This window comes from Duganella hordei (assembly GCF_040369125.1).
GTDB classification, from domain to species: Bacteria; Pseudomonadota; Gammaproteobacteria; order Burkholderiales; family Burkholderiaceae_D; genus Rugamonas; species Rugamonas hordei.
Genome location: NZ_BPWI01000016.1, coordinates 24346 through 36933, shown reverse-complemented (window position 1 = coordinate 36933; position 12588 = coordinate 24346). Strand labels below are relative to the sequence as shown.

Here is a 12588-nt window from a genome sequence, read left to right as displayed (position 1 = left end):
CGGCGGCTTGTCAAACAAAAAATGCGCGAAGGGGTCAACTGTTGCGGCGCTGCTCCGGCTGCCACAGCACCCGTGAAATGGTGCGCAGCGACACGCCCTGGGCGGCGAAATAGTCGATCGCGGCGATATGGCCCTTGCAGGCGTACAAGGCGAGGCCGTTTTCCACCACCCGCGCCATGTGCTTGTCGGGCCGGGCGACCAGCCGCAGCGGCTGAGGATTGCAGCCGGGCCAGGTCTGCTTGCGCGGCGGCGGCGCGCGCAATGGATGGATGATGCCGACCACGCGGCCGGATTTGCTGTTGTCCATGTCACTTCCTCGTTCCGGATATGCCGCCAGCTTAGTACCGCCAACGCCGGCGGTATGTGCGGCCACGCACGGTGGCGGCGGCGCGGCTGACTGATAATCGGCTCATGCGCATCGCCACCTTCAACGTCAACGGCATCAACAGCCGCCTGCCCGCCCTGCTCGCATGGCTGGAGCGCACTCGGCCGGACGCCGTCTGTCTGCAGGAGCTGAAGGCGCCGCAGGACAAGTTTCCCGAAGCCGCTATCAAAGCGGCCGGCTACCAGGCCGTCTGGCACGGCCAGAAGAGCTGGAACGGCGTCGCCATCCTGGCCCGCGGCGAGGACCCGGTCGAGGTCGGGCGCGGCCTGCCCGGCGATCCGGACGACGAACAAAGCCGCTACATCGAAGCGGTGGTCGGCGGCGTGCTGATCGCCGGCCTGTACCTGCCGAACGGCAATCCGGCGCCCGGCCCCAAGTTCGACTACAAGCTCCAATGGTTCGAACGGCTGATCGTGCACGCGGCCAGGCTGCTCGACAGCGGCGCGGCGGTGGTGCTGGCCGGCGACTTCAACGTCATGCCGACCGAGCTCGACGTCTACAAGCCCGAGCGCTGGGTCGACGACGCGCTGTTCCGCCCCGAGGTGCGCGCCGCCTTCCACCGGCTGCTGGAACAGGGCTGGTGCGACGCGCTGCGCACCATGCATCCGGGCGAAAAGATCTACACCTTCTGGGACTATTTCCGCAACGCCTACAGCCGCGACGCCGGCCTGCGCATCGACCACCTGCTGCTCAGCCCCGCCCTGGCGCCGGCGCTGAAGGCGGCCGAGGTCGACCGCGACGTGCGCGGCGGCGACAAGCCCAGCGACCACGCCCCGGTATGGGTGGAGCTCGAACTGGAGGGGCGCTCATGAGCGAACAGAAATGGCCGCACCAGCTGTGGCTGGCGCGGCATGGCCAGAGCGCCGGCAACGTCGCGCGCGACGCCGCCGAAGCCGGCGCGCAATTGCTGATCGATATCGCCGGGCGCGACGTCGACGTCGCGCTGTCGCCGCTGGGCCGGCGCCAGGCGGTGGCGATGAGCGGCTGGTTCGGCGCGCTGCCGGCCGAGGCACGGCCCAGCGTGGTGCTGTTCTCGCCCTACGCCCGCGCGCGCGCCACCGCGCAGGCGGTGCTCGACGCGCTGGACCGTGACCGGCTGAGCGCCGTGGTGGCCGACGAGCGCCTGCGCGAAAAAGAGTTCGGCATCCTCGACCGGCTGACGCCGCTGGGTATCCGCGACAAATATCCGGAGCTGGCCGAACAGCGCCAGCACGTGGGCAAGTTCTATTTCCGTCCGCCGGGCGGCGAGAGCTGGTGCGACGTCATCCTGCGCCTGCGCAGCACGCTCGACACCATCACCCGCGAGTACCGCGGCGAGCGGGTGCTGATCGTCGCGCACCAGGTGATCGTCAACTGCTTCCGCTACCTGCTGGAGCGCATGGACGAGGACGCGATCCTGGCGATCGACCGCGCCGGCGACGTGCCCAACTGCGGCATCACCGAATACCGTTACGACCCCGGCGCGGGCAAGCACGGCAAGCTGGTGCTGGTGCGCGCCAATTTCGTCGCGCCGCTCGAACAGTCCGGCACGCCCGTCACCCATCAGCCGGACCTGCCGGCCGCACCCAAATCATGATCATGGACGACACCGAACACATCATTGAAATCACCGCCGCTACGCTGCGCGACTGGCCGCTGCCCATGCCGGAGGCGGAGGCCGACAAGGAAACGCGCGGCCACGTGCTGATCATCGCCGGCTCGCGCGAGATGCCGGGCGCGCTGCTGCTGGCGGCCGCCGCGGCGCTGCGCGCCGGCGCCGGCAAGCTGACCATCGCCACGGCCGCCGGCGTGGCGCCGCAGATCGGCGTCACGCTGCCGGAAGCGCGCGTGATCGGGCTGGCCGAGACCGCCGAGGGCGGCTTGCAGGACAGCGGGCACAGCCTGCGCGACGCCTGCCGCCAAGCCAGCGCGGTGCTGATCGGCCCCGGCATGCAGGACGACGCGGCCAGCACGGTGCTGGTGCGGGCGCTGCTGCCGCACTGCGCCGAGGTGCCGCTGATCCTCGACGCCGCCGGCATGAGCATCGTGCGCGCCAGCCACGGCAGCCACCGCTTCGACCAGCCTGTGCTGTTGACGCCGCACGCCGGCGAACTGGCAGCGCTGAGCGGTGCCGACAAGCTGGAAATCACCATCCAGCCCGAAGCGGCCGCGCGGCGCGCGGCGCAACGCTGGCACGCCACCGTGGCGCTGAAGGGTCCGGTGACCGCGATCGCCGCGCCGCCGGGCCGGCTATGGCGTCACCAGGGCGGCAACACCGGCCTGGCGATATCCGGATCGGGAGATGTGCTGGCGGGATTGATCGTGGGCCTGGCGGCACGCGGCGCCGCGCTGGAACAGGCGGCGTCGTGGGGCGTGGCGTTGCACGCGATGGCGGGCGAACAGCTGGCGCTGCAGCACGGCCCGCTGGGCTACCTGGCGCGCGAGATCAGCGCCGAGGTGCCGGCCCTGCTGCGCGCCATGGCGGCCCATTAAATAATCCGGGGTCAGATCTGACATTCGGACACGAACTCTACCGTAACAGCCGCTACGGTAGAGTTCGTGTCCGAATGTCAGATCTGACCCCGGTTTTTTTAGACCAGCTTGGCCGAGTGCTCGCGCGTGGCGTGGAACTGCAGCTTCGGCCAGCGTTCCTGCGTCAGGCGCAGGTTGACGCTGGACGTGGCCAGGTAGGCCATGTTGCCGGCCGCGTCGTAGGCGACGTTGTGGCCCAGCGCGTCCTCGAAGTCCGACAGCGCCTTCTTGTCGTCGCTGGACACCCAGCGCGCGCTGCTGATGCTGGTGCCTTCGAACACCGCGTCGACACCGTATTCGTTCATCAGCCGGCTGGCGACCACCTCGAACTGCAGCACGCCGACCGCGCCCAGCACCAGCTCGCCGCCCTGCACCGGCTTGAACACCTGCACCGCGCCCTCCTCGCCCAGCTGCTGCAAGCCCTTGTGCAGCTGCTTGATCTTCAGCGGGTTGCGGATGCGCACCGAGCGGAAGAAGTCCGGCGCGAAGTACGGAATGCCGGTGAAGGTCAGCAGCTCGCCTTCGGAGAACGAGTCGCCGATCTGCATGTTGCCGTGGTTGGGCAGGCCGATGATGTCGCCGGCGTACGCCTCTTCCACCTGCTCGCGCGACGATGCCATGAACGTCACCACCGACGACACCTTGATCTCACGCCCCAGGCGCAGGTGCTTGACCTTCATGCCGCGCTCGAAACGTCCCGAGCACACGCGCAGGAAGGCGATGCGGTCGCGGTGCGCCGGGTCCATATTGGCCTGGATCTTGAACACGAAGCCAGTGAACGGCTGCTCCTTCGGATCGACCGCGCGCACCGTGGCGTCGCGCTCGCGCGGCGCCGGCGCCCAGTCGACCAGCGCCGACAGGATCTCGCGCACGCCGAAGTTGTTGATCGCCGAACCGAAGAACACCGGCGTCTGCACGCCCGACAGGAACTGCTCCAGGTCGAACGGATGCGAGGCGCCGTGCACCAGCTCCACTTCCATCTTCAGCTGGTCCATCTCCAGCGGGAACATCTCCTGCAGGCGCGGATTGTCGATGCCCTTGATGATCTCGAAGGCGCCGTCGGCCTTTTCCTCACCGGCCTTGAACAGCATGATCTCGTCGTTCAGCAGGTGGTACACGCCGCGGAAGTTCTTGCCCATGCCGATAGGCCAGGTCACCGGCGCGCACTGGATCTTCAGCACCGATTCAAGCTCGTCGAGCAGCTCCAGCGGATCGCGCGTCTCGCGGTCCATCTTGTTCATGAAGGTGACGATCGGCGTATTGCGCATGCGGCAAACGTCGAGCAGCTTGATGGTCTGCGCCTCGACGCCCTTGGCGGCGTCGATCACCATCAGCGCCGAGTCGACCGCCGTCAGCACGCGGTAGGTGTCTTCCGAAAAGTCCTGGTGGCCCGGGGTGTCGAGCAGGTTGACCACGTGGTCGCGGAATTCGAACTGCATCACCGACGAAGCCACGGAAATGCCGCGCTGCTTCTCGATCTCCATCCAGTCGGAGGTGGCGTGGCGGCCGCTCTTGCGCGCCTTGACCGTGCCGGCCATCTGGATCGCGCCCGAGAACAGCAGCAGCTTTTCCGTCAGCGTGGTCTTGCCCGCATCCGGGTGAGAAATGATGCCGAAGGTGCGGCGGCGCTGTACTTCGCGCGCGATCAGCGCCGGTGTTTTGGCGTTGATCGCGGTGTTCGCGTCGTCGTTATTTTCGGGTATTGCGTTTTCGATATCGTTGACCATTTGTTCGCGATCTGAGGCGGTTTTGCAAAACCCTCGATTTTACCGATACTTGGCCGCCCCGTGTGAACTCTTTACTCCCCCTTGACCCGGCGCCAGCCCACCCGGTGCGCCTCGGCCGACTTGCCCTCTTGCAGCGAGGTGGTCTTGGTTTCGCCGGTGGCCAGGGTGCTGATCATCTTCAGCTGCCCGTTCGGCAGGCGGATGATGATGAAGCCGACCGCCGCCGAGGTGTTTGACAGGATGCTGCCGGCCGGCACGCCCGGCAAGGCGTTGCCGGTGCAGATGTCGACCTGGTAGGCGTTGGACGAGCCGCCGACGTTGCACGACGACGAGGACGTCGGCAGGTTGGTCACCACGTTGGCCACGCCGCTGACGATCTGCGGATCGAGGTTCATCCGCTCGCCCGGATGCAGCGACCAGTCGAAGTACCAGCCGTCCTTGGTGCTCAGGTCGACCGCGTTGCTGGTGATCGCATAGCTGATGTTGCTGCCGCTGCCGACCTGGCTCAGCGTCTGCTTGACCATGCCGCTGCCGCGTATCGTCAGCGGCAGGCCGTTGTCCTTGAGCAGGTACAGGCTTTGGGTGTCGGTGTTGGCCGTGTCCGGCAGGTCCAGCAGGCGGCCGCTGCCGAACAACACCACGCGCTGCGCGGTCGTGCTCGGTACGGAGACGCCGCCGACCGTGACGGTGGTGGTCACGCCGCACAAGGTCACGTCGGGACGGGTGGTGATGGGCTGCAGCGGGCCGGAATCGCCCATCTTGACCACCGGCACGGTGGCGCCACTGGCGTCGGTCAGGTCGAAGCGGTACATATGGCCCTGGTTGTCGCCGCCGTAGATGTAGGTGGTGACCGGATCGATGTTGGGGTCGGTGCTGATCGAGGTGATCTTGGCCAGCCCCGACGGCGTGGTGGTGTCGCCGGCCAGGGTCGAGATCTTTTTCAGCACGGCGCCGGTGCCGACGTCGACGATGTACAGGATGCCCTGGCCGCTGCCGGAATTGACGCCGTCCACGCCGGGCACGTTGTTGTAACCGGAGGTGAGGAACACCACCCATTGGCCCTTCCACATGCCGAACTGCGGGTTGCCGAAGGTCAGGCCGATGTCGGGATCGTTGGTGCTGCATATGGCGGGATCGGCGCACAGCTCCCACAGTTGCTTCGGATTGGAGGGGTCGGTAATGTCGAGCGCATAGTAGCCGCGGCCGCCGCCGTTCAGGCCGGCCACCAGCACGGTGGACCAGTTGCCGCCGATCTGCACGTCGGCCAGCTCGGGCGAGCCGTCGGTGGTGAACTGGTGGTTGGTGCCGTAGGTCGTGCTGGCCAGCGCGTACAGCTTCTTCATCGTGATGCGCGGCATGTAGGCCCACAGCTCGGCGCCGTCGGCCGCGTTGAACGCGTGCAGCATGCCGTCGTTGGCGGCGGTGAACACGGTGGCCGTGCGGCTCTGACTGTTTCCCTTGAAAGTGCTGTAGCCGGCGGTGGTGTAGTTCTTGCGCGAATCGCGCAGATAGGCCGGCTTGGACGAGGCAATGTCGCCCAGCAGGATGGGGATGGGGCCGGCCTGGCCTGCCGGCGTGTGGTCGGTCAGCGTGTAGGCGCGGAACAGGTTGTCGTCGGCATACTGCTGGACGCCCAGCAGGTAGTTGACCAGGTTGGCGCCGTTGTTGACAATGGCCTTGTCGGCCGTCGACAGCAGGGTGCACTGCGACAGCGACGTGCATTTGTTGCTGAACCAGCCCTGCTCTAGCGCCGACATGGTGGCGTAGTCGACCTTCCGCAGCGCGCCGCCGGCGGTATTGAACATCCACACCTTGCGGCCGCTGATGTTCTTGCCCACCGTGTCCGAGCTGGTCCACGTCGGCGTATTGCCGACGATGCCGGTCGACGGATCGATCTTCTTGTCCGACAGCTCGCCGTACCACTTCACGGTGGTGAAGGTGTCGGAGAAGATATCGTTGTCTTGCTGCGAGATATTCGGCGTCGAGGTCGCCGCCGCGGCCGCCGCGCCGATGCGGACCTGCATATTGGCCAGCGCCTCGCTCAGGCCGTCGACCACCTCCTTCGGCTGCGACGCGCTGAAATACTTGCCGTGGCCATTGATGGCCGCATGCCACAGGTCGTCCACCCGTTCCTGCACGGTGCTGGCGCCGTTAGTGACGTCCGGATCCGGCCAGACATAGGCCTGGTTGTTGTTCCACAGGCAGCCGCTGGCGGCCTGGGTGATCAGGTTGTAGAAGTCGCCGCCCGGCTTGGGCGCGGTGTCGTAGTTAGGCTCGTAGTTCATCACGCCATCCACGCCCAGGCCCAGCGTGTAGGTGTTCATGTGCAAATGCGTGTTCTCGCCGGCGCCGGCCGGCACCGAGCCGGGCGAATTCATGTCCGGCTCCAGCGTCGGCCGCAGCGATACCGTGTCGGTGCTGGAGCCGCCGTTGTACCAGTGCAGCGCCACGTCGGCGATCGAAGGCTGGGTCTGGTCACGCTTGTCGACGCAGCCGCGAGCCGCCGTGCAGAAGCGAGAGGGGTTCTCGACGTTGTCGTTGTTGATGACGTTGGGGGTCGAGGAGCCGTTCCAGTAGCCGTCGGTGGTCAGTATCATGAAGTTCTGCTGGCACGGGTACTGCACCACTTCGCTGCCGGCCGCGTAGTTGTACGGCGTCAGGTTGGCGAACATGCGGCCGACGTTGTCCATCGCGGAACGGATCGGCGTCGAGCCCGAGGTGGTGGTGTTGTACAGCGCGGTGTACCAGCTGGAGCGCGCGGTGCCGGTGAAGTCGGCCGGCTTGAGGTCGATCGCGCTGCCGACGCCGGCGTTGGACAGCTTGACGTAGCCGACCCTGTAATTGGCGGTGATGGCCGAGAAGGCGATGCCGACCGAAGTCTTCATCATTTGCAGGCGGCTTTTGTAGTAGACGTACCAGTTGGCGAAGTTGGTCATTTCCTCGTCGTAGGTGCAGACCCCGGCCTGGGTCACGCAGTCGCTGCGGTCGACGCCCTTCGGATAGGTCTGGCCGGAGACGATGTTAACCCGCACAAAGGTGCTCGGGCTGGTGCCCGACGACATGGCCGACGTCACCACCGGGATGCCGTCGACCCAGCCGCTGCTGCTGGTATTGGTGAAGCCGATGCCCGAGATGGCGGTGGCTCCCGGCACTTCGCCGTTGCCGGTGGCGACCATGTTCACCAGGCACACGGTCGTGGTGGGCGAACTGGCGCCCTGGCATACGGTGGTAGCCGCATTGCCGCCTATATAAGCGCGCACATTGCCGGCGGTACCGATGGCGGCCACGATTTCGCCGGCCGTGAAGCTGGCCGCCTTGCTCTTGGTGATGGAGATATTGGACGCGACCGCCGTGCCGGCCAGCGATACCGTGGTCTTCAGGCCGTTGGTGTTGGTGGTGGAGCCGGCCAGCGTGATCAGCGCGGTCGATGGCACCGGCTTCGTTGCGGACGCCGCCAACGGCCAGCCCGCGCGCGAGCTGTCGGCCACCACGGGACAATTGGCGATGTTCTTGGGGGTGCTGCTGCAATTGACCGCCAGCACGGCGACGATATTATCGGCAATCAGCGAGATGCCCAGCGTGCTGCAGGCCGGCACGTTGGCCACGCCGGTCGGCGAGCGCACGCAGGCCAGGTAGCGCTTGGCGGCGGCGGTGCTGATGTTGTTGTTGATGCTGGAGGCGAGCAGGCTGGCCACGCTCTGGCGCTTGAGCGCGGTGTTGGTGCCGGTGCTGGCCGTGACCACGCCGTTGGTCAAGGTGAACGTGCCGCCGCTTTCGGTGATGGACGCGCTGCTGATGGTCATCGACGTGGCGCCGCTCGATGCACCGATGGCGATGGTGCCGTAGGATGCGATCGACGCCACCGACGTCGAATAGCGCGGATACTTGAACGCGGCGACCTGCTTGGCCTGGCAGGCGGTCAGGTTGACGTCGCTGCACCAGCGCACCTTGACCGGCACCGGATAGCCGGACGGGGCCGGCGCGCCCACCGACGTCGCCTTGCAGTTGGTCATGGTGGCATCGGTGCAGTACTCGGCCACGCCGATGGTGTAGTAGTAAGGGCCGCCATAGATGGTGGTCGCCTTGGTGTAGAGGTTGTCCGGATAGTTATAGCTGGTGCTGTTGACGTTGCAGTCCGACGTGTTGCTCGGGTCGCACCACTTGGTGTCGGGGAAGCCGGTCACCAGGCTGATGGAGGTGGAGCTGCTGTTGAACATGTCGGCCTTGTGGGCGCCGAAGCCGTCGCCCGAGACCACGGTCCAGGTGCTGGTGTTGGCGCTGGTCTGCTCGGCGTAGTAGCTGCCGTCGGACTTGATCGGCACCGCGTAGTGGATCGCCGGGTTGTAATACTGCTTGTTAAAGTCGGGACTCATGAACGGCGGATGACCGACGTTGCACGGGATCTGGCTGGCGGCGAAGGTGGCGGCGCCGCGGCAGATCGTGTCGTTGACGTAGTCCGGCGTGTAGGTCTGGTCCATCGAGCCCGAGTTGTCGAACAACAGCATCAGGTTGGGCTTGACGGTGCCGGTACCGGTGATGTTCAGCAGTGGCACCTGGGCGATCTGGGTCTGGGCGGAAAACGCGGCAGCGGACGCCAGCAGCGACAGGCCGAGGACGGCGCGCAGCAGCGCGGACAGTGTCAGTTTCATGATCGTTCCTATGCTTAAAATGGCCCCATCATGACCACCGCCTGCGTCATGACGTTGCCGCCGCGCGGCCCGAAGATACGGGCCGTCACGACATAGTGCAGCTCGGGCTGCCCCTGGTAGACGGGAGCGTCCTGCGCCAGCGTGGTGCCGAGCGCGACCGGCGCGGCCACGCCCTGCTTGGCAGCAGTCAGCATGCAGGTGTTTTGCGGCGTGGTGGAGTTGTAGGGGCCGGCGAAGTTGCACATGCGGTGGATCACATACTCGACCACGTTGCCCGAGTTATCGGCCGGCAGTTTTTTCGAGCCAGTCCAGAAGCCTGGGCTGCTGACCGTCCAGGTCGGATCGAGCGTGGCCACATAGCCGTCACCGGGGCTGTTGGCGTTCAACACCGACTTGCTGGGCAAGGTGCTGAGCCACTGGAACGCGCGGTGCACGCCCAGGTCGGCTTCCTTGCTGAGCGCGGAATCGTAGGCCAGGTTGGCTACCGTCAGCGTGGTCGAGGTGCTCGAGCGCAGCAGGTAGATGCTGCCGATCAGCATGACGGTCAGCATGATCAGCATCACCGGCAAGGCGATGCCGGCCTGGCGCAGACGGGAACGGATCATGACGGTCTCCATTGCGCGTTGCGGATAGGGACGATGGTTTCAAACACGCGATAGCGATAGCACTTCCAGTCAATGGTGTCGCCGGTGATGGCGACGTTGACCTGCACCGGCACCGCCGCCACGGCGGCCGGCGCGGCCGTGCCGAACACGGTCGGCAGCGTGGCGGTCGACGTGCAGCCGCCGGCGCCCGGTTTCTCGACGCTTTTGGCGCGCGCCACCACCGCCAGCCGCACCGCCGCCACGCGCTGGAAGTCGCCCGGATCGCCCACCGTGCCGTCGCTGTCGGCGTCGATCATGGTGCTGCTCCACTGGGTCACCTGCATGCCGTTGCCGGTCGGCGGCAAGGCCGGGTTGTAGTTGGGCAGCACACGGGCGTCGAAGCCGTATTGGGCCTTGATGGAAACGATGTTGTCGATCACCGACACCGGCGCCGTCTCGGCGCCGGCCAGGTCGGTGGCGCGCAGCAGCAGCACGCCGCCGGCCAGCGACCAGGTGTGCAACGACAGCCGTTCCGGCCGGCCTAGGTTGAACACCCGCCCGCCACCGAGGGCGTAGGCGTTGGGCATGCCGCCGGCCGGATTGAAGCGCATGGTGGCGCCGGCGGCGATGGTCAGCCAGTCATTCTTCGGCACCGGCAGCGTACCGCTCATTTGCACCACCGAGCAGCGCGAATTGGCCGCCGTGGCCGGTTCCGGCGCGACCAGCAGCACGTCGCCGACGGCAAAGCCGTACGGCGACGCGGTCGAGGTCGGGATCACCACGTCGCCGGCGGTAATCTTGCCGGCGGTTTTCACCGAGCCGACCGCCGCCTCGGAAGTGCCGGTGTACAGCGAGATGCGGTCCGGGTTGGCGCCGTTGGACTGGATCAGCACGGCCGCCAGCGGCGTGCTGGCCACGCCGCCCACGGTGAGCGTATCGAGCGCATAGCCGTTGGCGTCGGTGAAGCTGGTGTTGCAGCCGGCGACCAGCGTGTCGTTCAGGCCCCAGCCGGCCTGGGCGGCGTCGTTGCTCAGCGAGTACAGCGCCAGCATGCCGTTCTGCATGGAGTCGGAGCCGCCCAGCGCGGCGTCGCGGTTGGTTTCGCCGCTGACCACCAGCTTGGTGGCAAACAGCAGGGCCAGCAGGCCGATGACCACGCTGACCATCAGTTCGACCAGCGAGAAGCCGGCGGCGCGGCGGAGGAGAATGGTAGGCATGTCAGGATCCGAAATAGGCGGTGACCAGATGGCGGTTCTCCGCCGTGCCCGCCTTGCGGGTCCAGCGTATCGTGATGTCGACCTGGTTGCTGCGCACCGCCGGCGTGACGACGACGGTGATGATGGCGCCGGGGATCGCGGCCTTGGTTTCCGTCACCCACGGCTGCATGGCGGTGCTGGGAGTGCCGCCGGCGGCCAGCGCATAGCTGGCCACGTTGCCGGAATCGGCGGAGATGGTGCCCAGCAGCTTGTCCGCAGCCAAGGTGGCTTCGGCGCGCAGGCCGGCGTCCGACAGCGCCGAGTAGGCGCGCGCCTGCAGGCCGATGGTGCCGAGCAGGCCGATGCCGAGGATGACGATGGCGATCATCGCCTCCAGCAGGGCGATGCCGCGCTGCAACCGGCCGGCGGCCGGCCGGCGGCGGGGAGTCGGACGCGGCATCATGGCGGACACGCGCGCGAATCGCCGGCGCTCAGCGTCGGATCGCATTTGGACGGCATGCCGGCCAGCGAGATGGCCAGCGCCGCGACGGGAATGTCGTGCGCATAGCTGGTGGCGGGGTCGAGCCGCAGCTGCGTCAGGCGGTTGCCGACGGCGGTGTCGACCCAGCCCAGCGCGGTGTAGTAGACCGAGGTGGCGCCGTCCGGCAGCGTGCTCGGCAGCAGCACCTCGGACGGCGGCAAGGCGGTGGCGGGACGGAACACCGATTTGAAGCCGGCGGCGCCCTGGGGATCGCCGGGGGCCGGAGCGTCGACGGTGGACCAGGTGCCGCTGGTGGTGTTGCACGGCGTGCCCGGCACCGGGAAGCAGATGTCCACCTGCCAGTCGAGCTGGCCGTTGTCCGGATTGACGGTCAGCTGGATGCGGCTGGCGGCGTTGTGCGACACCGCCTGGCGGCGCGCCAGCGCGAAGCCGTCCAGGTAGAACTCGCTGGCGGCGCGGCCCTTGCTGGCCACCAGCCAGCCGCCCATGCTGGGGATGGCGAGCGCCAGCATGATGCCCAGGATGGTCAAGCCGATCATCAGTTCGATCAGCGTGAAGCCGCGCTCCCGCCGCGTCAGTGTTAGTTGGTGGAGCATGAGCCGCCCTTGTGATCGACCCAGCAGCTGGTGCTGGTGCCCCAGCCGGTTGGCGTGGCGGTGGTCGCGCGCGTGCCGTTCTGGTCGATGGTGTAGCTGAAGCCGGCCATCTTGGCCTGGCCGGTGGCGGTCACCGTGTAGGCCGAGGCGCTGGCGTTGCTCAGCGTGTAGGTGAAGTTGGCGCTGGCGGGCGGGAAGCTGAGCGCGCTGTCGAAGCCGACATAGGTGCGGCCGTTGGCCCAGAACTGCTCGGCGGCCGGCTGCGCGCCGCCCAGCGCGGTGAAGGCCTCGGTCAGGCGGCCGCGTATCACATAGTCGCTGTACAACGGCAGGGCCACCGCCGTCAGGATACCGACGATGGCGATGGTGATCATCACTTCGATCAGCGTAAAGCCCTTGGTATCGCCAGTGCCCACACGTTTCATCGTCGCTCTCCCG

Annotated in this window: 11 protein-coding genes; 3 read left to right on the top strand and 8 right to left on the bottom strand. The window is 67.1% G+C overall.

Annotated features, from left to right (window positions below):
- Positions 1-34 precede the first annotated feature (34 nt).
- Positions 35-307 carry a hypothetical protein gene (locus ABWW33_RS26765; RefSeq protein WP_353404477.1) on the bottom strand — a complete coding sequence of 91 codons (273 nt, stop codon included), beginning with the start codon at positions 305-307 and terminating at the stop codon, positions 35-37.
- Positions 308-411: 104 nt separating this feature from the next.
- Here ABWW33_RS26765 and xth point away from each other — a divergent pair, with 104 nt between their 5' ends.
- Genes xth through ABWW33_RS26750 form a run of 3 tightly spaced genes read left to right on the top strand, consistent with a single transcriptional unit; the run spans position 412 to position 2857 of the window.
- On the top strand, positions 412-1197 hold the full coding sequence (gene xth / locus ABWW33_RS26760; protein WP_353404476.1) for an exodeoxyribonuclease III: 786 nt from the start codon (positions 412-414) through the stop codon (positions 1195-1197).
- Positions 1194-1961: a histidine phosphatase family protein gene (locus ABWW33_RS26755; protein ID WP_353404475.1), complete on the top strand. Its 768-nt coding sequence runs from the start codon at positions 1194-1196 to the stop codon at positions 1959-1961. The genes xth and ABWW33_RS26755 overlap by 4 nt, the downstream gene beginning before the upstream one ends.
- A gap of 2 nt (positions 1962-1963) precedes the next feature.
- Positions 1964-2857, top strand: a complete 894-nt coding sequence (locus tag ABWW33_RS26750; protein WP_353404473.1) for an NAD(P)H-hydrate dehydratase — start codon at positions 1964-1966, stop codon at positions 2855-2857.
- Between the two features lie 98 nt (positions 2858-2955).
- On the opposite strand, the gene ABWW33_RS26745 is transcribed toward ABWW33_RS26750, so the two are convergent.
- The 7 genes from ABWW33_RS26745 to ABWW33_RS26715 form a co-directional block, all read right to left on the bottom strand.
- Positions 2956-4623 (bottom strand): peptide chain release factor 3, encoded by a 1668-nt coding sequence (locus ABWW33_RS26745; RefSeq protein ID WP_176651151.1) that lies wholly within the window; start codon positions 4621-4623, stop codon positions 2956-2958.
- Between the two features lie 71 nt (positions 4624-4694).
- Complete coding sequence (locus tag ABWW33_RS26740) at positions 4695-9272, bottom strand: pilus assembly protein (RefSeq protein ID WP_353404471.1); 4578 nt, start codon at positions 9270-9272, stop codon at positions 4695-4697.
- 14 nt (positions 9273-9286) lie between these two features.
- Positions 9287-9877 (bottom strand): pilus assembly PilX family protein, encoded by a 591-nt coding sequence (locus tag ABWW33_RS26735; RefSeq protein ID WP_353404469.1) that lies wholly within the window; start codon positions 9875-9877, stop codon positions 9287-9289.
- Positions 9874-11073, bottom strand: coding sequence for a PilW family protein (locus ABWW33_RS26730; protein ID WP_353404468.1), 1200 nt, complete (start codon positions 11071-11073; stop codon positions 9874-9876). Before ABWW33_RS26730 ends, ABWW33_RS26735 begins: the two co-directional genes overlap by 4 nt.
- 1 nt (position 11074) lies before the next feature.
- Positions 11075-11515, bottom strand: coding sequence for a type IV pilus modification PilV family protein (locus ABWW33_RS26725; protein ID WP_353404466.1), 441 nt, complete (start codon positions 11513-11515; stop codon positions 11075-11077).
- Positions 11512-12150 carry a prepilin-type N-terminal cleavage/methylation domain-containing protein gene (locus tag ABWW33_RS26720; protein ID WP_353404464.1) on the bottom strand — a complete coding sequence of 213 codons (639 nt, stop codon included), beginning with the start codon at positions 12148-12150 and terminating at the stop codon, positions 11512-11514. The genes ABWW33_RS26725 and ABWW33_RS26720 overlap by 4 nt, the downstream gene beginning before the upstream one ends.
- Positions 12135-12575, bottom strand: coding sequence for a type IV pilin protein (locus tag ABWW33_RS26715; RefSeq protein ID WP_176651156.1), 441 nt, complete (start codon positions 12573-12575; stop codon positions 12135-12137). The genes ABWW33_RS26720 and ABWW33_RS26715 overlap by 16 nt, the downstream gene beginning before the upstream one ends.
- Positions 12576-12588 lie beyond the last annotated feature (13 nt).